Origin of the sequence: Stenotrophomonas sp. PA-6-5C, from assembly GCF_021605635.1 — a bacterium.
Taxonomy (GTDB): Bacteria; Pseudomonadota; Gammaproteobacteria; order Xanthomonadales; family Xanthomonadaceae; genus Stenotrophomonas; species Stenotrophomonas lactitubi.
Genome location: NZ_WKEE01000057.1, coordinates 1 through 20,569 on the forward strand (window position 1 = coordinate 1; position 20,569 = coordinate 20,569).

Below are 20,569 nucleotides of genomic sequence, written 5' to 3' on the forward strand. Positions count from 1 at the left end.
ACTCGGACATGGGGTACTCCTACGGACGACGAAAGCGGCGATCGGCGGCAGCGATGAATCCGCCCAGGGCCATCAACAGCGCGCCCAGCCAGATCCAGCGCACGAAGGGCTTGATGTGCACCCGTACCGCCCACGCATTGTTGCCCAGCGGCTCGCCCAATGCCACGTAGACATCACCGCTGAGGCGTGCATCGATGCCGGCTTCGGTCATCACCTGGCCGCCGCTGGCGTACTGGCGCTTCTCCGGATGCAGCAGGGCCAGTTCGCGACCATCGCGCAGCACCCGCAGATGGCCGCGGTCAGCGATGAAATTGGGGCCTTCGCGGTGGTCCACACCCTCGAAGCGCACTTCGTGGCCGGCGACCACCACCTGCTGGCCCGGCGACAGCGCGACTTCGCGCTGCACGTTCAAGGCTTCCACCAGCAGTGCGCCGGCCAGGAACACCGCGACACCGGCGTGGGCGACGATCATGCCAAGCATCTCGGCAGTGAAGCGGCCATTGCCACGCAGGCGCTGCCAGACGAAACGGGCGGTGCCCAGACCGACCCAGGCTGCGGCGGCGACGCCGATGCCTGCCTTCCAGCCATTCTGCGGCGCCTGCCACCAGGCCCAGGCGCCGAGCAGCACGGCCAGGCCGGCCCATGGCAGCAGCAATGCCAGTGCGCGCGAGGGTTGGTCGCGCTGCCACTTCACCAGCGGACCGAACGGCAGCAGCATCACCATCGGTGCCATCAACAGCAGGAACAGGCTGCCGAAGTACGGCGGACCCACCGAGATCTTGCCCAGCGACAGCGCATCGGCCAGCAGCGGGTAGAGCGTGCCGAGCAGGACCATCGCGCAGGCGCTGGCCAGCAGCAGGTTGTTGGCCAGCAGGAGGGTTTCGCGCGAGGTCGCGGTGAAGCCACGGCGCGGATCGCCGGCATCCACGGCCAGCCGCGGCGCACGCAGGGCATACAGCAGCAGGCTGCCACCCACCAGCACCGACAGGAAGATCAGGATGAACAGCCCACGCGAAGGATCGGCCGCGAACGAATGCACGCTGGTCAGCACGCCGGAACGGACCAGGAAGGTGCCCAGCAGCGACAGCGCGAACGCCGCGATGGCCAGCAGCAGCGTCCAGCTGCCGAAGGCGCCGCGCTTTTCGGTCACCGCCTGCGAATGGATCAGCGCCGCGCCAACCAGCCACGGCATGAAGCTGGCATTTTCGACCGGGTCCCAGAACCACCAGCCGCCCCAGCCCAGCTCGTAGTACGCCCACCAGCTGCCCAGTGCGATTCCCAGCGTCAGGAAGCCCCAGGCCACGTTGGTCCAGGGCCGCGTCCAGCGTTGCCAGCGTGCATCGACGCGGCCTTCCAGCAGCGCCGCCACGGCGAAGGCGAACGGCACTGCGAAGCCGACGTAGCCCAGGTACAGCATCGGCGGATGGATGATCAGCCCCGGATCCTGCAGCAGCGGGTTGAGGTCACGGCCTTCCAGCGGCACCGGGTTCAAGCGCAGGAACGGATTGGAGGTGAAGATCAGGAAGGCGAGGAAGCCGACGCTGACCACGCCCATCACCGCCAGCACGCGCGCCTGTACCGGTGCCGGCAGATGCCGCGAGAACAGCGCCACCGCACCGGTCCACAGCGCCAGCACCAGCGCCCACATCAGCAGCGAGCCTTCGTGCGCACCCCACACCGCCGAATAGCGGTAGATCAGCGGCAGCAGTGAATTGGAGTTCTCGGCCACGTAGCGCACCGAGAAGTCCTGCTGCACGAAGGCCGCCGTCAGTACGGCGAAGGCGCCGGCCAGCAGCACGAGCTGGGCAAAGGCTGCCGGGCGGGCAACCGACATCCATGCGTCGTTGCCGCGCTGCGCACCGACCAGCGGCAGCACTGCCTGCAGCAGCGAGGCCAACAATGCGCAGAGCAGGAGGATCTGACCGAATTCGGGAAGCACTCAGCGCACCTCGGGCGCCGTGACCGGCACATCATGCTTGCGATGGGCCTGGCCCATCTTGTCGGCCACTTCCTTGGGCACGTAGTTCTCATCGTGCTTGGCCAGCACCTCGTCGGCGACGAAGATGCCGTCCTGCAGGCGGCCACTGGCGACCACCGCGGTGCCCTCGCGGAACATGTCCGGCAGGATGCGGTCGGTGCTGACCGGCAGCGTCGCATCGCCGTCGGTGACCACGAAGTGGGCCTGCAGTGAGCCGCTGGGCCGATCGAAGGACCCCTTCACCACCATGCCGCCCAGACGGAAGCGCGACTGCGCATCGACGTCCCCGCGCAGCACTTCCGAAGGTGTGTACAGGTAGGCGATGTTGCGCTGCAGGGCGAAGGCGACCAGGGTGGTCGCCAACGCGGAGGCCAGCAGCAGCAGGAGCACCCAGATCATGCGGCGTCGCTGTACCGGCGTCATCGGCTGAGCTCGGTAGCCAGCGGGGCCTGTGCCGCCGCGTTGCCACGCGCCTGCAGCCGCTGCTGGCGGCGTTGCGCCAGCTGTCGGGCGCTGCGCAGGCGCAGCCATGAGCCCAGGGCATCGCAGGCCAGCACCAGCAGGAACACCGCGAAGGCGGCGATGAGGTAGGGCAGATGGGTCATTGCCGTGCCTCCCCATCCGCGGTGCCGAAGCGCTCGCCGATCCAGGCCTTGCCGGCCTCGCGCGCGATGTTGTCGGCACGCGCCTTGGCCAGCAGCGAGCCGACGAACCACAGTTTGGTGGCCACCACCATCCACCACAGCGGGGCGATCAGTTCCGGCCGCACCGCGTTCTCGCCGAACACGTTGATCGACTGGCGCTGGTGCAGCGCCCCCCACCAGTCCACCGAATAGCGGATGATCGGCAGCAGGCCCACCCCCACGATGGCCAGCAGGCCGGCCGCGCGTGCGGCGCTGCGGCGGTCTTCGATGGCGTGGTACAGGCCGATCACGCCCAGGTACAGGAACAGCAGGATCAGCTCACTGGTCATGCGCGGGTCCCAGTCCCACCAGGTGCCCCAGGTGCCCTTGCCCCAGATGCTGCCGGTCAGCAGGGTGATCAGGGTGAAGCCGGCGCCCATCGGCGCACAGGCCATCGCCAGGATCTCGCAGATCTTGATGCGCCAGATCAGCGCGATGGCGGCGTAGGCAGCCATCAGCGCGAACACGAACAGGCTCATCCAGGCGCTGGGGACATGGATGTAGATGATGCGGAAGGCATCGTGCTGGTTCTGTTCCGGCGGCGCCACGAACAGACCCTGCCACAGGCCGATCAGCAGCACAGGAACTGCCGCGGCGTAGAACACGCGGGACCAGCGTGAAGCGAAACGATCGAAGGTCGGGGGCGAACCGAGTTGATGGAACCAGCGGACGATCGGATTCATGCGTGGCGGCTATCCAGCAGGGGTGGATTGGCTCTCAGCTCGGTCAACTCAGAGAAATACGGATCGCAGCAGCGGTGGCCAGCGGTGCCAGCACCAGGGCGATCACCAGCCCGGCGCCCAGCATCAGCAGCGCACCGACCGGATCCTGTCCGCGGCTGGCTGCCGCCAGGCTGCCAGCACCGAAGACAAGCACCGGTACGTACAACGGCAACGACAGCAACGCCACGAGAATACCAGAGCGCCGGATGCCGACGGTCAGTGCCGCGACCACGCCACCGATCAGGCTCAACAACGGTGTTCCCAGCAGCAACGATGCCAGCAGCATCGGCAGCTGGTCATGCGGCAGATGCAGCATTTCCGCCAGCAGCGGGCTCAGCAGGATCAGCGGCAGGGCGGTGGTCGCCCAGTGCAGCAGCACCCGCACCAGCACCAGCCAGGCCAGCGGCACCGGCGCCAGCAGCCATTGTTCGAGCGAACCGTCTTCGGCATCGGAGCGGAACAGCGAATCCAGCGCCAGCTGCCCGGCCAGCAGTACCGCCAACCACAGCACCGCACCGGCGGTGGCGGCCAGCGGCTGCGGGTCGCGGCCCTGGGCGAGGGCGAACAGCACCACCACCAGCAGGGCGAACAGCACCGGCTGCAGCGCATCGCCGCGACGGCGCCAGAGCAGGCGCAGGTCGCGCGCCACCAGCGCACGGGCGGTCTGCCACAGGCCTGGTTCAGTGCCCGGCGCGATCATGCTTCACCGCCCAGATCGAGCTGGCGGGTACGTACCGGCGGGGCCGCATAGGCGCCATGGGTGGTGACCAGGGCGGCGCCGCCGCTGCGCAGATGTGCGGAAATCATCCGGTTGACCAGGTTGATGCCTTCCAGGTCGAGGTTGGCATAGGGTTCGTCGAGCAGCCACAGCGGTGCCGGTGACAGCCAGATGCGGGCCAGCGCCAGACGCCGCTTCTGTCCGGCCGACAGATGCCGCACCAGGGTGTCCTCGTAGCCGGCCAGGCCGACGATGGCCAGCGCATTGCCCGGCATCTGCCGTGCGCGGCGGCCGTGCAGGCCGCACAGGAAATGCAGGTTCTCCAGCGTGTCCAGGTCCGGCTTCAGCGCCGGCAGGTGGCTGAGGTAGGCGACATAGCGCGCACGCTCGGCGTTGCTGGCCGGCTTGCCGTCGATCAGCACCTGGCCCGCGCCCGGGCGCGCCAGGCCCGACAGCACGCGCAGCAGGGTGGTCTTGCCGGCACCGTTGCCGCCCTGCACCAGCAGCGCCTCGCCGGCATCCACGTGGAAGTCCAGCGGGCCGAACACCGGCTCGTCATTGCGGGAGAAGCTCAGGCCGCTGGCGGCCAGCAATGCAGGGGTGTTCAAGGCGCAGGGGTCTTCATGCGGGAGTGCGGCGGCAATTGTAACGGTGAATGTGACCCGGTAGCGCCGGGCCATGCCCGGCGAGCACGCGGCGCGGCTTGCCATCGGTGTGGCATGTGCAAAGAGCCGCCGGGCATGACCCGGCGCTACCGTCGGCGCCGCAGGCAGGGTCGGGATTTCGTACACTTCCAGCCCTTGTTTCCCCACAGCCCAGGCCGATGCAACCGAACACCAAGCTGCCCAAGGTCGGTACCACGATCTTCACCGTGATGTCCCAGCTCGCCGCCGAACATGGCGCGGTCAACCTCGGCCAGGGGTTCCCGGATTTCTCCGCGCCGCAGCGGCTGATCGACGAAACCAGCAAGGCGATGGCCGCTGGCTTGAACCAGTACCCGCCGATGACCGGCGTGGCACCGCTGCGCCAGGCCATCGCGCAGAAGTCGCTGGACCTGTACGGCGCGCAGATCGATCCGGACACCGAGATCACCGTTACCAGCGGCGCCACCGAGGCGATCTTCAATGCCATCCACGCCGTGGTGCGTGCCGGTGAGGAAGTGATCGTGCTCGACCCGGCCTACGACTGCTACGAACCGGCGATCGAGCTGGCCGGCGCCACGGCGGTGCATGTGCCGCTGGATCCGCAGACCTTCGCCGTCGACTGGGACCGCGTGCGTGCGGCGATCACCCCGCGCACCCGCCTGTTGATGGTCAACACCCCGCACAACCCGTCCGGCGCGATGCTGGACGAAGCGGACATGCAGGCGCTGGCCGATGTGCTGCGCGGCACGCAGATCTACCTGATCTCCGATGAGGTGTACGAGCACATCATCTACGACGGCCGCCGCCATGAATCGGCACTGCGCTACCCGGAGCTGCGCGAGCGCACCTTCGTCATCTCCAGCTTCGGCAAGACCTACCACTGCACCGGCTGGAAGATCGGCTATGCGGTGGCGCCGCCGGCGATGAGCGCTGAATTCCGCAAGGTGCACCAGTACAACACCTTCACCAGTTTCGGCCCGGCGCAGTACGGTTTTGCCGCAATGATCCGCGACGAACCGCAGCACCATCTGGAACTGGGCGCGTTCTATGAAGCCAAGCGCGACCGCTTCCACGAGCAGCTGGCTGGCACCCGCCTGAAGGCGCTGCCGGTGCCGGGCGGCTACTTCCAGCTGGTCGACTATTCGGCCATCAGCGACCTGCCGGACCACGAGTTCGTGAAGTGGCTGACCATCGAGAAGGGCGTCACCGCCATCCCGCTGTCGCCGTTCTACGAAACCGCGCCGGTCGGCCAGCGCCTGGTGCGCCTGTGCTTCGCCAAGAACGAGGCCACCCTGGACGCGGCGATCGAACGCCTGCGCCTGCTGTGAGCGGAGTAGACGGCATGCAGGATCTGCGCATTTCCCTCGTCCAGGGCGACACCCGCTGGCACGACCCTGCCGGCAACCGCGACTACTACGGTGCGCTGCTGGCGCCGCTGGTCGGGACTACCGATCTGGTGATCCTGCCGGAAACCTTCACCAGTGGCTTTTCCAACGAGGCCATTGCACAGGCCGAAGGCATGGAAGGCGCGACCGTGGCCTGGGTGCGCGAACAGGCCAAGGCCTTGAACGCGGCGGTGATCGGCAGCGTGCAGCTGCGCGATGGCGGGGGCGTCTACAACCGCCTGCTGTTCGCCACGCCCGACGGTGGCCTGCAGTACTACGACAAGCGCCATCTGTTCCGTTACGGCGGCGAGCACGAGCGCTATGCCGCCGGCCGCGACCGCCTGTGCGTGGAATGGAAGGGCTGGCGGATCAATCCGCAGGTCTGCTACGACCTGCGTTTCCCGGTGTTCTGCCGCAACCGCTACAACGTCGAGCGTGTTGAACAGCTGGACTTCGACCTGCAGATCTTCGTCGCCAACTGGCCGTCGGCGCGCGCTTATGCGTGGAAGACCCTGCTGCGCGCGCGGGCGATCGAGAACCTGTGCTTCGTCGCTGCGGTCAATCGCGTAGGCGTGGACGGCAACCAGCTGCATTACGCCGGCGATAGTGCGGTCATCGACTTCCTCGGCCAGCCGCAGGTGGAGATCCGCGAGCGCGAGCAGGTGGTGACCACCACCATCTCCGCCGAAGCGCTGGCCTCGCACCGTGCACGCTTCCCGGCGATGCTTGATGCCGACGCCTTCCATCTGGATGTGCAGGCCTGATACGGCGGCTGAACGCCTGCCGCCTCACCGCGCGTGCCTGCATCCAACGTGCACGCGCGCGCTGCTAGATTCGCCCACATTCCGACCGATGTGGACGTGTTGCCGATGAATACCAAGCCCTTTGCCCTGCTGCTGGCGCTGGCCGCCGCCTCCCTGGCCCCGGCCGCGCAGGCTGGTGGCAACCTCGATTGCCAGCTGCGCTACAACCTGTCGGGCTGGTCGCTGATCTACAAGACCGCCTCGGGCAACGGCACCATCCATTGCACCAACGGCGCCAGCATGCCGGTGCGGATCCAGCTGAAGGGCGGCGGCCTGACCGTCGGCAAGTCGAAGATCACCGATGGCCGTGGCAGCTTCACCGGCGCCAGCAGCGTCGGCGAGCTGCTGGGCACCTACGCCTCGGTAGGCGCGCACGCGGGTGCAGTGAAGTCCAGCAACGCGCAGGTAATGACCAAGGGTGATATCTCGCTGGCCCTGTCCGGCACCGGCAAGGGCTGGGACCTGGGCGTGGACGGCGCCGCGTTCACCATCAGCCGGCGTTGAGCCGGGCCGGCGCGGTTCCTTCCCAGCTGATGCGGATGTAATGCTGCTCGGCATCGCTGGGCAGTCGTTCGACCTCGAAGCCATTCTTCTGCAACTGCGCGACGACGCCCTCGACGAGCCGCTCGCTGGCCAATGCCTGGCTGAAGCCGAACACGATGTAGCGGCGGCCATTTTCCGACCCCGCCTGGATCGACGTGTCGAGATCGCGGTAGTACTGGTCGACAGGACGCGTAGCGGCATCTGCGTTTGCGCGGGCCTGTTCGGCGGTGATGGTGATCATGGGCATCTGCCTCGTTGGGGGGAGTACGCACGATAGCCAGTGCATTGGGGTCGATTCCGGAAGCAGCGCACAGTGGATGGCCTTTGCAATAATTCCTAGGCCACAACGGCGCGCGGCCGCTGCAGCCACAGTGCAAGCAGCCCGCATGCGATGAGCGTCGGTGCCAGCAGTTGCAGTGCACCGACCACGGCCATCGCCACGCCGATCAACAGGTAATAGAGCAGGCCGAACAGCGCGCCTGCGCTGCCGAGGCAATGCGAATAGCCGCGCAGGGCCTGGCCGAGCACATTGGGAATGGCCAGGCCGAAGCCGGTTACCACCGGCACCATCGCCACGACCAGAGCGGGTCGATCATGCAGCAGCACAGCCAACAGGCCACCGGCCAGCACCAGCCCTGCGGCGAGTTGGATGCGGGTGGTGGCGCACGCGCCCGCGCGTAGCAGGCGGCCATTGCCCCAGGCGCCCAGCGCCGAACCCAGCGCCAGCAGCGCGCCGCTGGCACCGAACCAGGCCAGCGGCCAGTGCAGTCGCTCGAACACGAAGGGGCCCAGCGCGTACCAGCTGTACATGGCCACGTTGAATGCCATCACCAGCAGCGCCTGTGACCAGATCCAGCGGTCGCAGAGCAGTTGCCGCAGCAGTGGCAGCAGAGGGGTGTGCCCGACGTTGGCAGGGCGGCTCTCGTGCAGGCCGGAGGTGCATCCGAGCATCAGCAGTAGGGCAATCAGCAGCAGGCCTGCCTGCACGCCGGCATAGCCATGGGTGGCAACCAGCAACGTCCCCAGTGCCAGCCCGATCGCCGGGCTCAATGCCAGCGCCATGCCGATCCACGAGAACGCCTGCGCCAAGGCCGGCCCCTGCAGGTGATCACGCAGTACCGTCTGGGTCACCACCGAGGCCGCCGCCGCGCCCAGCGCGGCCAGTGCCTGGGCCAGCAGGACCTGGCCGAACGTGCTGGCCAGCAGGCCTCCGCAGGCCGCCAGTGCGAACACGGCCAGGCCGCCGAGCAGGGCTGGGCGGCGGCCGATACGGTCGGCCAGCCATCCCCACAGCGCGACACCGGTGGCGAAACCGAACAGGTAAAGGCTCATCGCCTGGCTGGCGGCGCCCGGGGGCAGTGCGAAGCGCCCGGCGAGATCGGCCAGGGCAGGGCTGTACAGGGTCTGGGCCAGCTGCGGGAACATCAGCAGCGCGATGGTGAGCAGCAACAGGCGACGCGACATGCGGGCGCTCCGGAATCGGGGCCGCGCATTGTGGTGGCCGGCGCATTGGCGCAATCTGTCGGTCCTGACAGAAAGTGTAGGAAATCGGACATGGCCTGGCTGCAGCCGGATGCGCACTTCGATGCCGATGCCTGGGACGCGCCGGTGCTGGGCATTGCCTCGTCGCTGGCCGATCACGATTCGGGCTGGCATCAGCACGCGCGTGCGCAGCTGCTGTACACGCGGCAGGGCTGCACGCGGCTGACGTTTGGTGACCGCATCAGTCTGATGCCGCCGTCGCGCGCGGCCTGGATCCCTGGCGGCCTGCGCCATCGGGCGCAGATGCGTCAGGCGGTGGACTACCGCTCGCTGTACTTCGATACCACGCTGTCGGCACAGCTGCCGCAGCAGCCGGCAATCATCGGGGTGGGGCCCTTGCTGCAGGCGCTGCTGGAGCCGATCGCGCAGGCACCGTTCGATCACGACTGGCAGGCGCCACGTGCGCACCACCAGCTCGCGCTGTGCTTGCTGGAGATCGCCGCCGCACCGGTAGCGCCGATGGACCTGCCATTGCCGCACGATCCACGCATCGCACGTTGCCTGCCGCTGGCCGAACACCTGCCGCCCGAACTGGGGGAGCTGGCCGCACGCACGGGCTTGAGCGTGCGCACCGTGGGCCGGCTGATGCAGCGCGACACCGGCATGGGCTACCAGGCCTGGCGCCAGCAATGGCGCCTGATGCGGGCGATGGAACTGCTGCTGCTTGGCCATCGCGTCGCACACGTCGCGCAGGACACCGGCTTCTCGGCAGAGAGCCCGTTCATTGCCTTCTTCCGCAGCATGGCTGGCACCACACCCGCCGCCTTCCAGCGCCACGCAAAAGGGGACGGAGGGGATCAAGTCGCTTTCGCCCGTTCGACACACAGTCTGGCAAAAACGACTTGATCCCCTCCGTCCCCTGTTTAAAGAAAAACCCCGGCCGGAGCCGGGGTTCTTCATGTCGGTTGCTTCAGCGCTCAGCCGCCGCGCGGGCCGCTGCGCCGCGGGCCACCCGGGCCACGGTTGCCGCCGGGGCCACCCGGGCCGCGATTGCCACCCGGGCCGCCGGGACCGCGGTTGCCACCGGGGCCACCCGGACCGCGATTGCCGCCCGGACCACCCGGACCACGGTTGCCGCCCGGACGTGCATTCGCATTGCCGCCCGGACGACCGTTGCCGGCCGGACGCGAGGTGCCGTACGGACTGAAGCCGGGATTGGCGTGGTCGGACGGGAAGCTCGGGGCATTGCCCGGATGGCCGTACGGGTGCTTGTTGCCCTGGCCCTGCGAGCGGTTGCCCGCACCGGCCGGACGACCCTGGCCGCCGGCGCCACCACGTCCTTCACCACCGTAGCCACCACGACCTTCACCGCCGTAGCCGCCGCGACCCTGGCCGCCACCGGCGCCTGCGCCCGGACCCTTCGGCTTGCCGTACGGACGGCCCTGGCCGCCTGCACCTGCACCTGCGCCCGGGCCACGGGCACCCGGGCCACGTGCGCCCGGACCACGTGCGCCCGGACCGGCATTGCGGTGGCCGCTCGGGCCAGTGCTGACGCCATCAGGCACGTACCAGGTACGGAATGCGGCCGGGTTGCCTTCCGGCAGCGAGCGGTCGTTCTTCGGCGCGCGCTGCTTGAACGGGCGCTGCGACTGCTTGGCTGCGGCTTCACCGCTGACCGTCAGGCCGCCCTTGAAACCACCGCCACCCTTGCCGCCGCGACCGCGGCCGCGATCTTCGCGGACGTTGTCGAAACGACGCAGTTCGCGGCCTTCATCGGCGGTGTTGTGACCGTTGACGTAGGCATTGCCGCGGCCACCTTCGCGCACGCGCACGGTGGTCTTGGCGGCACGACGCTGGCCGATCACCGGCTGCAGGGTCAGGGCCGACGGCGCGCCTTCTTCCAGCTTCAGTTCGGCGCGCAGCGCTTCGACCTGGCTGCCCGGCAGTTCGACGGACTGGCCGCGGGCCAGTTCGCGCGGCAGGCTGACCTTGCCGTAGCGGGTGCGCTTGAGGCGGCTGACCTGGCAGCCCTGCGATTCCCACAGGCGGCGCACTTCGCGGTTGCGGCCTTCCTTCACCACGACGCGGAACCAGTCGTGCGAATCGGTACCGCCGATGCGTTCGATCTCATCGAACTTGGCCGGGCCATCTTCCAGCGCGACACCACGGGTGAGGCGGTCGACGACGGCGTCAGGCACCTTGTCCTCGCCTTCCGGGGCACGCACGCGCACCACGTACTCGCGCTCGACCTCGAACGAGGGGTGCATCATGGCGTTGGCCAGCTCACCGTCGGTGGTCGCCAGCAGCAGGCCGGTGGTGTTGATGTCCAGGCGGCCGACGGCGATCCAGCGGGCACCCTTCAGCGCCGGCAGGGATTCGAACACGGTCGGGCGACCTTCGGGGTCTTCGCGGGTGGTCACTTCGCCTTCCGGCTTGTTGTAAACCAGTACGCGCGAGGGTTCGGCCAGCGCGGTGGCGACGAAGCCGCGACCGTCGAGCTCGATCTTGTCGCCGCTCTTGACCGACATGCCGGTCTGCGCGACTTCACCGTTGACCTTGACCAGGCCTTCGGCGATGCGCTGTTCCAGCGCACGACGCGAGCCGAGGCCGGCCTGGGCCAGGACCTTGTGCAGGCGTTCTTCCAGCTTGAACTGTTCGGACGTGGCTTCGCGCTTGAGCGAAAGCTTGTTCAACGAGGGCTTGCGGGGGGTGTCACTCATCAGTTTTGCTCCGGCCGACGGTTTCGAGGTCGGCCTCTGGTTCGGAATCGGCTTGGTCAACAGCCACGGTCGTCTTCGCGACGGCGTTGTCTTCGCGTTCGTTCACTGTCACCGCGCGCTCGCCCGGCGCGGAATCGGGGTGCCCATCATCGGAGGGCGAAGGTGCTTGCTCATCGTCGGCCGCCGCAGGACGTGCGTCGGCAGAATCGGGGGTGTCGCCGGCGGTCATGCCGGTGTCGTCATTTGCAGCGGCGTCCGGGTCGGCGCTCACGTCCGGGCCGTCGGCACTGGCGACCGGCGGTGCGTCGCGATCCAGCGCCAGCTGCGGTTCCAGGTCGCCCAGGTCCTTCAGCTCGGAAAGGGGCGGCAGTTCGTCCAGGCGTTTCAGCCCGAAGTAGTCCAGGAAGCCCTTGGTGGTGCCGAACAGGGCAGGCTTGCCGGGTACGTCGCGGTGGCCGACCACGCGGATCCACTCGCGCTCTTCCAGCGCCTGGATGATGTTACTGCTGACCGCCACGCCGCGCACCTGCTCGATCTCGCCACGGGTGATCGGTTGCCGGTAGGCGATCAGTGCCAGCGTTTCCAGGGTGGCGCGGGTATAGCGGGTCTTGCGTTCGGTCCACAGCCGGCTGATCCAGCCATGTACTTCGGCGGTCACCTGGTAGCGGAAGCCGGAGGCCACCTCCACCAGTTCCACGCCACGGTCCTGGCAGCTCTCGCGCAGCCGTTCCAGCGCACGTTCGATGCTGCCCGGTGGCGCCGGCTCATCTTCCGGGAACAGGTCCTTCAGCTGGGCCAGGGTGAGCGGCTGGCTGGAGGCCAGCAGCGCACCTTCGACAATGCGGTTGATCAGCGTTTGATCCATCGGCAGTCAGCGCTCACTCGTTTTCATTGGCGGCGTCGTTGTCGTCGAATTCGCTGCTGAACTGCAGCGGGGCATTGGTATTGCCGGCGGCCAGGGACTTCACGTAGATCGGCGCCAGCGGTTCTTCCTGCACGAGGTCCAGCAGCTGCTCCTTGGCCAGTTCCAGCACGGCCAGGAACGTGACCAGCACGCCCAGCTTGCCTTCTTCGGCAGTGAACAGGTTTTCAAAACGATAGAACCTGCCGTCTTCAAGCCGTCCCAGCACTTCGCCCATGCGCTGCCGGACACTCAGTGCCTCGCGCTTGATCGCGTGGCCGGTGAACAGCTCGGCGCGCTTGAGCACGTCGTGCAGCGCCATCAGCATTTCCTTCAGGTCCACCGGCGGCGGCAGCTTCACTGCGGCGCGCTCGGGCATGAAGGCATGCGCCACGCTGGTGTCACGGTCCTGCCGGGGCAGGGCGTCGATGTCCTCGGCAGCCTGCTTGAAGCGTTCGTACTCCTGCAGCCGTCGCACCAGCTCCGCACGCGGATCGGCTTCCTCGCCCTCCACGCTGGGCGGGCGGGGCAGCAGCATGCGCGACTTCACTTCCGCCAGGATCGCCGCCATCACCAGGTACTCGGCGGCCAGCTCGAAGCGCAGCTCGCGCATCACGGTGATGTATTCCACGTACTGCCGGGTGATCTCGGCCACGGGAATATCCAGTACGTCCAGGTTCTGCCGGCGGATCAGGTACAGCAGCAGGTCCAGCGGTCCTTCAAAGGCGTCCAGGATGACTTCCAGCGCATCCGGCGGGATGTACAGGTCCTGCGGAATCTGCAGGACCGGTTGCCCATGCACCACGGCCAGCGGCATTTCCTGCTGCTGGGGGGCGGGCGGCCGGGTTGGCGTGTTCGCGTCGAGCGCGAGTTCGGAAGTCATCTAATGGAGATCAGGATTGCAACGGACCAGTCGCGGCAGCTGGCATACCGGGCAACTGCCACGGACCGCCAGGACACCAGGCACGCCTGTCTCGGCGCGGTTCCACACATCAAACAACAGGACGCTCCGCAGGACACGGCAGCGACAGGACTACGGGAGGTCGTCTACGGGGCCCGGTCGAGTGGACCGGTTCGAAGCAGCGGGTCGGTCGTCGGGGGCTGCGTTGGCCGCAAAAACCGACGGGCTGCTGCATCCAGCCACGTGCAATGGTTGCTAGGGTAAGCCTTTGCCGCGCCAGTGTCCAGCCGAGGCTGGGCAGGGGGCGGGATTGGCTAGAATCGCTTCACCAGCAACGCGAGCGAGGAAATGCCGGTGTGGTACGTGATTGAAGGATATGACGGCCAGGATGTACTGGCCCAGCGGCTGCAGGCGCGGCCCGAGCACCTGGCGCGGCTGACCGCATTGCGCGATGAAGGCCGCCTGCTTCTGGCTGGACCGTGTCCGGCCATCGACAGCGAAGACCCGGGCCCGGCAGGATTCAGCGGTTCGGTGGTGATTGCCGGCTTCGACTCGCTGCAGCAGGCCCAGGCCTGGGCCGATGCCGACCCCTACGTCGCCGCGGGCGTCTACGTGCGGGTGCAGGTGCGTCCGTTCCGCAAGGTGCTGCCGTGAACGCGAAACGGATCGAGCAGATTCGTGATGCGCTGCAACAAGCACTGGCCCCCAGCGTGCTTGAGATCGAAGACGACAGTCATCGCCATGCAGGCCACGCCGGAGCGCGCGATGGTCGCGGCCATTTCAACGTGCACGTGGTCAGCGAGCGCTTCGCGGGAATGGCTCCGCTGGCCCGTCATCGCGCGGTCTACGCGGCGCTGGGCACGCTGATGGAAACCGACATCCACGCGTTGTCCATCCGCGCACACACCCCGTCAGAGCAGGGCTGAAACCCTGTCCCGAGCTGTCCTGGCAGGTCCATCGAGGGGCCTGCCAGGGACAGATTTCTGTGTCCGTTTAGGGACATTCGCCTAACGGACTGTTTACAAGCGCAGATGGAAACGCTTACATTCCGCGCCATTGCTGGTAGATCCAAGCCGTGGAGGGCGGCTTCGTGAACAAAGCAGCCATAACAATCAAAGACGTCGCCCGTGAAGCCAAGGTCTCTGTGGCCACCGTTTCGCGCGCGCTCAACGGGCATGAAAATGTCGCCGAACCGGTCCGCCAGCTTGTGCTGGAGGTGGCCGCCCGGCTGCGTTACACCCCGCACGCCGCCGCCCGCAGCCTGAGCAGCCGCCGCACCAATACAGTGGGCGTGGTGCTTCCAGACCTGTACGGCGAATTCTTCTCCGAACTGATGCGTGGCATCGACAACGTCGCCCGCAGCCGGCGCCAGCACCTGCTGGTGTCGAGCTATCACGGCGACCAGGAGCAGCAGGGCGCAGCCCTTCGTGCCATGCGCGGCCGGGTCGACGGTCTGCTGGTGCTCTCGCCCTATGCGGAGAGCCCGGGGTTCCTGACCGACAACCTGCCGCAGGCATTGCCGACGGTACTCATCAACACCTACCTGCCTGGGCAGGACCATCCGGTGTTGAGCATCGATGACCATGCCGGGGCGATGGCGATGACCCGCCACCTGCTCGACGCCGGCCATCGGCGCATTGCATTCATTTCTGGCCCGGACCTCAACTTCGACGCGCGTGAGCGCCTGCGCGGCTTCCGTGACGCGCTGGCGGCTTTTGGCGGTGGCGCCGAGGGGATCGAGTTGCCCGGTGATTTCGACGAAGCTTCCGGCCATCGCGCCGGTCAGGAGTTGCTGGCAGCCGGCACGCTGCCCGATGCCGTATTCGCCGCCAACGACATGATGGCCCTGGGCTGCCTGTATGCCTTCGCGCAGGCAGGTGTCCATGTGCCGTCCGATGTCGCCCTGGCCGGTTTCGATGACATTCCGCTTGCGCGTTTCGTCCACCCGTCGCTGACCACCATGCAGGTCAGCATCGCCGAACTGGGCGATCGGGCGATGTCGCGCTTGCTGCAGTTGATGGACGGCACCTCCACGGATGGGACAGGGGACAAACAGACCCTGGTCCCGCGCCTGATTGTTCGCGATTCCACCACTCCGCCATCCGGCCATTGAAGCCAGAGGCGTTCCTTCTTTTTTGATTGATCGCAGGTGCCGCGCAAGCGGTCACCGCCACCCGGAGATTGAGTTGATGATGCATTCCACGATCCGCACGCCGGCGCGCCGGCTGCTGAGCACCGCCCTGGTCAGCTGCCTCATGCTGGCCGCCGCTCCCAACGTCATGGCGCAGTCGGCCAACGCCAGCCTGCGCGGCCAGGTGTCCGGCGCGCAGGCCGGTGCCGAAGTCACCGCTACCAACGTCGCCACCGGCACCGTGCGTCGCGGCACCGTGCGCGCCGACGGCAGCTATTCGCTGATGGGCCTGGACCCGGGCACCTACAATGTCGTTGCCAACGGCCAGACCCAGAAGGTCACCGTCACGGTCGCCTCGACCTCGACGCTCAACTTCGCTGGCGCTGCCGCCGGTGGCACCGGTACCACCGCCGCCACCAACCTGGACACCGTCAACGTTGTTGCGCCGACCCTGCTGCAGGAAGTGCGTACCTCCGAAGTCGGCAAGACCGTCAGCCTGCAGCAGATCCAGACCACCCCGCAGGTGTCGCGCAACTTCCTCGAGTTCGCCGACGCGGTGCCGGGCCTGATCTTCACCCGTGATGCCAAGGGCAACACTTCGCTGCGCGGCGGCGCCACCAATGCCGACGGTACCAACGTCTACATCGACGGCGTGGGCCAGAAGAGCTACGTCAAGGGCGGCGGCGTGGCCGGCCAGTCCGGCAGCGCCGGCAACCCGTTCCCGCAGCTGGCCATCGGCGAATACAAGGTCATCAGCGGCAACTACAAGGCCGAGTACGGCCAGGTGTCGAGCGCTGCAGTGACCGCTGCCACCAAGTCCGGCACCAATGAATTCAAGGGTGAGGCGTTCTACCGCTACACCGATGAGGACATGCGCGCCAAGACCCCGGCCGAGCGCCAGGGCGGCAAGGACAAGATGGTCTCGGCCGAGAAGGAATACGGCTTCGCGCTGGGTGGCCCGATCATCCAGGACAAGGCGCACTTCTTCGTCACCTATGAAGCCAAGCGCTTCGACCTGCCGGTCACCATCGCGCCGGACGGCGCGGTCACCGGTGCTGCCGGCCTGCTGCCGGCCGTCGGCGCCGCCGGCCTGGGCCCGGCCAGCCAGCCGTTCCAGCAGGATCTGATCTTCGGCAAGATCGACTTCGAGCCGACCGACAATGATCGCATCGAGCTGACCTTCCAGGACCGCGATGAAACCCAGTCGCAGTTCAGCGGCCAGACCTCGCCGGAAGCCGGCCGTGAAGTAGTCAACACCGACCGTCGTTACGCCCTGCGCTGGAACCACAGCGGCGAGCGTTACTACAACGAAATGATGGTCACCCACGAAGATTCGTTCAACAACCCGACGCCGCTGACCCTGGCCAACGGCATTACCTACACCGCACCGGACGGCACCGAAGACCGCACCGTGGTGAAGATCGGTGGCGCCTCGGCGCTGGATTCGCAGGTGAAGGGTCAGAAGGGCTGGTCGATCGAAGACAACCTGACCCTGGACGGCATCCAGTGGGCCGGCGACCACACCATCAAGATGGGCGTGAAGTACAAGGCGATCGATCTGTACGCCTCCGATGCGGCGCAGATCAACCCGACCTTCACCTACAGCCTGGGCGATCCGGACTTCCCGGATTCCATTCCGTACAAGGCGCAGTTCGTCAAGCCGGTGACCGGCGTGTCGGGCGTGTCCGGCGAAGTGCGTTCGAAGTCCAAGCAGTACGGCGTGTTCATCCAGGACGACTGGCAGGTCAACGACCATCTGCAGCTGAACATCGGCCTGCGTTGGGACTACGAAAAGACTCCGTCCTACCTGGATTTCGTGACCCCGCAGCAGGTGGTCGACGCGATCTACTCGCAGGATCCGCGCGGCCCCGCTGGCCAGACCTACGCCGATTCGCTGGCGCTGGGCGGCCTGGACATCAGCGATTACATCAGCAACGGCCACAACCGCAAGGCGTTCAAGGATGCCTGGCAGCCGCGCCTGGGCTTCTCGTATGACATCAACGCCGACGAGCAGCACGTGATCCACGGTGGTGCTGGCCGTTCCTACGACCGCGACCTGTTCGACAACCTGCAGCTGGAAACCACCAAGCTGGCCCTGCCGCAGCCGACGATCTACTTCCGCAACCCGGCTACCGGCACCTGCATCAACGGCCAGGCCGCCTGCTATGACTGGAACCCGAACCTGCTCAACGGCATCGGCAACCTGCAGTCGCTGGTCGGCTCGACCAGCAATGCGGGCCTGGAAGTCGATCTGCTGAACAACAAGCTGAAGGCTCCGTATTCGGATCAGTTCAGCCTGGGCATGAGCAACCAGATCGGTGACTGGCTGACCGATGCCACCATCGCCCGCACGCTGAGCTACGACGGGTTCGCCTTCACCCTGGGCAACCGCTACCCGACCGGCCAGTTCTTCGATGACCCGCGCCTGTGCGGCGGCACCGACCCGGGCCTGAGCCAGGCCTGGAGCTGCAACGTGCCGGGCTTCGGCAGCCTGATCATCGGCCAGCAGGGCATCAAGACCCGCGCTACCCAGATCCTGCTGTCGGCGCAGAAGCCGTTCACCCAGGAAAGCGGCTGGGGCACCTCGATCGCCTATACCTGGACGACCGCGCGCCACAACCGCGACATCAACGAGAAGTACGCCTTTGACCGCGGTCTGATCGGCGATTACCCGACCATCCGTTCCAACGGCGCGCCGCGCCACCGCCTGGTGGTCACCGGTTCGTACGCGGGCTTCTGGGGCATCACCTTCGGCGGCAAGATCACCCTTGCCACCCCGACCGCCGTCAACGACTGGTACCCGGTGCCGCAGGCCAGCGGCTACAACCTGCCGACGCCGCAGGCGGCTGTGCCCAACGCCAATGGCAAGTTCCTGCTGGGCGGCAAGATCTTCGGCTACCGTTCGGTGGATCTGCAGGCGACGAAGACGTTCAAGATGCCGGGCGATACCGAGCTGTACGCGCGTATCGACATCATCAACGTGTTCAACTTCGACAACTTCTCCACCTACAACTACGTCAAGACCAACGGCAAGCTGCAGGCCAGCTACAACGAGACCGGCGAAATCATTGGTACGCCGCGTCAGGTCAAGGCTGAAGTGGGCTTCCGCTTCTGATCACAGGCAATTGAGGCAACATGGTGCCGCCGGTTCGCCGGCGGCACCGGCAATGGCCGGCCTCCGGGCCGGTCCATTGTCCACGCCATTGCCAGACAGGGGGCAATGGCGTGGGCAATGATCGCGGTGTCACCGACCACGTTTCCGTGGTTTTTTAAGACCGCACTTTGTAAACGATTTCAGGTCATTGGACGTTATGCTCTTTCATCGATCAGCCCACCGGAGGAACCGCGCCATGCAGGCACGCCACCTGATGACCGCCGCTGCGATGACCCTGGCCATCGCCGCCTGCAAACCGGCCCAGCAGGAGCCTGCCAAGCCGCGTCCGCCGGTGATCCTGATCGAGGCGGACGCACCGCCACGGCCGATGAAGCCCGAGTTGCCGCCGCTGTTTGACGACATCGAGCGCCGCACCTTCCAGTTCTTCTGGGATACCACCAACGAGATCAACGGCCTCACCCCGGACCGTTATCCGTCGCGGCCGTTCGCCAGCATCGCCTCGGTCGGCTTCGCCCTGACCGCGTATCCGATCGGCATCGAGAACGGCTGGGTCAGCCGCAACCAGGCGATCGACCGCACGCTGACCACCCTGAAGTTCTTCCGCGACGTGCCGATGGGCCCGCAGCGCACCGGCAAGGCCGGCTACAAGGGTTTCTACTACCACTTCCTGGACATGCAGGAAGGGCGCCGCTACGACAGCTGGGTGGAACTGTCCTCGGTGGACACCGCGCTGCTGATGATGGGCGTGCTGTTCGCCCAGTCGTACTACGACGGCGACGATCCGCGCGAGAAGGAAATCCGGCAGATCGCCGACACCCTGTACAAGCAGGTCGACTGGCCGTGGCTGCAGCAGCGTGCGCCGCTGATCTCGATGGGCTGGTTCCCCGAGAACGGCTTCATCGACCATGACTGGATGGGCTACAACGAGGCGATGATGGTGTACATCCTCGCCCTGGGTTCGCCCAGCCATCCGGTCAGCCCGGATGCGTGGACGGTGTGGACGCGGACCTACGACAACGACTGGGGCGTCTACCAGGGCCAGGAATACCTGTCCTTCGGCCCGCTGTTCGGCCACCAGTACAGCCACGTCTGGATCGATTTCCGCGACATCCAGGATGCCTACATGCGCGAGCGTGGCAGCACCTACTTCCTCAACAGCCGTTCGGCCGCGCTGGCCCAGCGTGAGTACGCCATCGCCAATCCGATGAACTGGAAGGAGTACGGCGAGAACGTGTGGGGCCTGACCGCCAGCGATGGTCCGCAGAACACCACCCAGGAATACCGCGGCGAGCAGCGCCAGTTCCGCCATTACTCTTCGCGCGGCGCAGGCCTGCGCGAGAACTTCGATGACGGCACGATCGCGCCAACCGCGGCGATCTCCTCGGTCGTGTTTGCGCCCGAGGAAGTGATCCCGGCCACGCTGGAGATGCACAAGCGCTACGGCGACTACATCTACTCCAGCTATGGCTTCCTGGATTCGTTCAATCCCAGTTTCAACTACGACATCCCGATCAAGACCGGGCGCGTGGTGCCTGATCGCGGCTGGGTCGCCAGCGACTACATCGCCATCGACCAGGGCCCGATCCTGACCATGATCGCCAACTACCGCAACGACTTCGTCTGGGATGTGATGAAGAAGAACCCGTACATCCGCAAGGGCCTGGAACGGGCGGGCTTCAGTGGTGGCTGGCTGGCGCCGGAAGGTTCCTTCCAGCCGCTGGAGCTGCAGAAGGATGAGAAGGCCGCGGCGGCACGTGCGGTCGGTATCGCTGAATCACGTGCGGCCGCCGCGCAGGAACAGAAAAACAATGCCAACCGCAACACCGGCCAGGGGAAGTAACAA

General features: G+C 66.8%; 20 protein-coding genes and 1 pseudogene. 9 read left to right on the forward strand and 12 right to left on the reverse strand.

Annotation, left to right across the window (positions count from 1 at the left end; all coding sequences use genetic code 11):
• Window positions 1-19 precede the first annotated feature (19 nt).
• From GIW57_RS19695 to ccmA, 7 genes and pseudogenes are all read right to left on the reverse strand, one after another.
• Window positions 20-1,939 carry a heme lyase CcmF/NrfE family subunit gene (locus tag GIW57_RS19695; RefSeq protein WP_236512427.1) on the reverse strand — a complete coding sequence of 640 codons (1,920 nt, stop codon included), beginning with the start codon at window positions 1,937-1,939 and terminating at the stop codon, window positions 20-22.
• On the reverse strand, window positions 1,940-2,401 hold the full coding sequence (gene ccmE / locus GIW57_RS19700) for a cytochrome c maturation protein CcmE (RefSeq protein WP_236512428.1): 462 nt from the start codon (window positions 2,399-2,401) through the stop codon (window positions 1,940-1,942). It abuts the gene before it with no gap.
• Window positions 2,398-2,547 (reverse strand): heme exporter protein CcmD, encoded by a 150-nt coding sequence (locus GIW57_RS19705; RefSeq protein WP_329605777.1) that lies wholly within the window; start codon window positions 2,545-2,547, stop codon window positions 2,398-2,400. Before GIW57_RS19705 ends, ccmE begins: the two co-directional genes overlap by 4 nt.
• Window positions 2,516-2,599, reverse strand: a pseudogene (locus tag GIW57_RS23825) (hypothetical protein); the annotation flags it as partial. The gene GIW57_RS19705 and the pseudogene GIW57_RS23825, both read right to left, overlap by 32 nt.
• Entirely contained in the window at window positions 2,580-3,344 is a 765-nt protein-coding gene (gene ccmC, locus GIW57_RS19710) for a heme ABC transporter permease CcmC (protein ID WP_099821181.1), read from the reverse strand. The gene ccmC and the pseudogene GIW57_RS23825, both read right to left, overlap by 20 nt.
• 43 nt (window positions 3,345-3,387) lie before the next feature.
• A complete protein-coding gene (gene ccmB, locus GIW57_RS19715; RefSeq protein ID WP_089236201.1) occupies window positions 3,388-4,083 on the reverse strand; it encodes a heme exporter protein CcmB in 696 nt (231 codons plus the stop codon).
• Entirely contained in the window at window positions 4,080-4,781 is a 702-nt protein-coding gene (ccmA, locus tag GIW57_RS19720; RefSeq protein ID WP_236512441.1) for a heme ABC exporter ATP-binding protein CcmA, read from the reverse strand. The genes ccmB and ccmA overlap by 4 nt, the downstream gene beginning before the upstream one ends.
• A gap of 143 nt (window positions 4,782-4,924) precedes the next feature.
• Between ccmA and GIW57_RS19725 the strand changes: the two genes are divergently transcribed.
• The 3 genes from GIW57_RS19725 to GIW57_RS19735 all read left to right on the forward strand — a co-directional run bounded on the left by GIW57_RS19725 (window position 4,925) and on the right by GIW57_RS19735 (window position 7,437).
• Window positions 4,925-6,073, forward strand: coding sequence for a pyridoxal phosphate-dependent aminotransferase (locus GIW57_RS19725; RefSeq protein ID WP_100460608.1), 1,149 nt, complete (start codon window positions 4,925-4,927; stop codon window positions 6,071-6,073).
• 14 nt (window positions 6,074-6,087) lie between these two features.
• On the forward strand, window positions 6,088-6,894 hold the full coding sequence (locus tag GIW57_RS19730; RefSeq protein WP_236512430.1) for an amidohydrolase: 807 nt from the start codon (window positions 6,088-6,090) through the stop codon (window positions 6,892-6,894).
• Between the two features lie 105 nt (window positions 6,895-6,999).
• Window positions 7,000-7,437 (forward strand): hypothetical protein, encoded by a 438-nt coding sequence (locus tag GIW57_RS19735; RefSeq protein ID WP_100460599.1) that lies wholly within the window; start codon window positions 7,000-7,002, stop codon window positions 7,435-7,437.
• On the opposite strand, the gene GIW57_RS19740 is transcribed toward GIW57_RS19735, so the two are convergent.
• Together GIW57_RS19740 and GIW57_RS19745 are read right to left on the reverse strand one after the other, a co-directional pair.
• Window positions 7,424-7,717: a hypothetical protein gene (locus GIW57_RS19740; protein ID WP_108265424.1), complete on the reverse strand. Its 294-nt coding sequence runs from the start codon at window positions 7,715-7,717 to the stop codon at window positions 7,424-7,426. The two genes, GIW57_RS19735 and GIW57_RS19740, sit on opposite strands and share 14 nt — an antisense overlap.
• Before the next feature lie 95 nt (window positions 7,718-7,812).
• Window positions 7,813-8,940: an MFS transporter gene (locus GIW57_RS19745; RefSeq protein WP_236512431.1), complete on the reverse strand. Its 1,128-nt coding sequence runs from the start codon at window positions 8,938-8,940 to the stop codon at window positions 7,813-7,815.
• Window positions 8,941-9,030: 90 nt separating this feature from the next.
• Here GIW57_RS19745 and GIW57_RS19750 point away from each other — a divergent pair, with 90 nt between their 5' ends.
• Window positions 9,031-9,864, forward strand: coding sequence for a helix-turn-helix transcriptional regulator (locus GIW57_RS19750; RefSeq protein WP_236512433.1), 834 nt, complete (start codon window positions 9,031-9,033; stop codon window positions 9,862-9,864).
• Between the two features lie 71 nt (window positions 9,865-9,935).
• Here the strand turns inward: GIW57_RS19750 and GIW57_RS19755 are convergent, their stop codons facing one another.
• Genes GIW57_RS19755 through GIW57_RS19765 form a run of 3 tightly spaced genes read right to left on the reverse strand, consistent with a single transcriptional unit; the run spans window position 9,936 to window position 13,462 of the window.
• Complete coding sequence (locus GIW57_RS19755) at window positions 9,936-11,678, reverse strand: pseudouridine synthase (protein WP_236512435.1); 1,743 nt, start codon at window positions 11,676-11,678, stop codon at window positions 9,936-9,938.
• Window positions 11,671-12,543, reverse strand: coding sequence for an SMC-Scp complex subunit ScpB (gene scpB / locus GIW57_RS19760; protein WP_100460576.1), 873 nt, complete (start codon window positions 12,541-12,543; stop codon window positions 11,671-11,673). The genes GIW57_RS19755 and scpB overlap by 8 nt, the downstream gene beginning before the upstream one ends.
• Window positions 12,544-12,556: 13 nt before the next feature.
• Window positions 12,557-13,462: a ScpA family protein gene (locus GIW57_RS19765; protein ID WP_089236191.1), complete on the reverse strand. Its 906-nt coding sequence runs from the start codon at window positions 13,460-13,462 to the stop codon at window positions 12,557-12,559.
• A gap of 372 nt (window positions 13,463-13,834) precedes the next feature.
• On the opposite strand from GIW57_RS19765, the gene GIW57_RS19770 reads away from it, so the two are divergent.
• From GIW57_RS19770 to GIW57_RS19790, 5 genes are all read left to right on the forward strand, one after another.
• Entirely contained in the window at window positions 13,835-14,134 is a 300-nt protein-coding gene (locus GIW57_RS19770; RefSeq protein WP_025876500.1) for a YciI family protein, read from the forward strand.
• A complete protein-coding gene (locus tag GIW57_RS19775) occupies window positions 14,131-14,406 on the forward strand; it encodes a BolA family protein (protein WP_100460571.1) in 276 nt (91 codons plus the stop codon). The genes GIW57_RS19770 and GIW57_RS19775 overlap by 4 nt, the downstream gene beginning before the upstream one ends.
• A gap of 164 nt (window positions 14,407-14,570) precedes the next feature.
• A complete protein-coding gene (locus GIW57_RS19780) occupies window positions 14,571-15,593 on the forward strand; it encodes a LacI family DNA-binding transcriptional regulator (protein WP_089238008.1) in 1,023 nt (340 codons plus the stop codon).
• Between the two features lie 76 nt (window positions 15,594-15,669).
• Window positions 15,670-18,726, forward strand: coding sequence for a TonB-dependent receptor (locus tag GIW57_RS19785; protein WP_100460566.1), 3,057 nt, complete (start codon window positions 15,670-15,672; stop codon window positions 18,724-18,726).
• Window positions 18,727-18,961: 235 nt separating this feature from the next.
• Window positions 18,962-20,566 carry a glucoamylase family protein gene (locus GIW57_RS19790; protein ID WP_080148417.1) on the forward strand — a complete coding sequence of 535 codons (1,605 nt, stop codon included), beginning with the start codon at window positions 18,962-18,964 and terminating at the stop codon, window positions 20,564-20,566.
• Window positions 20,567-20,569 lie beyond the last annotated feature (3 nt).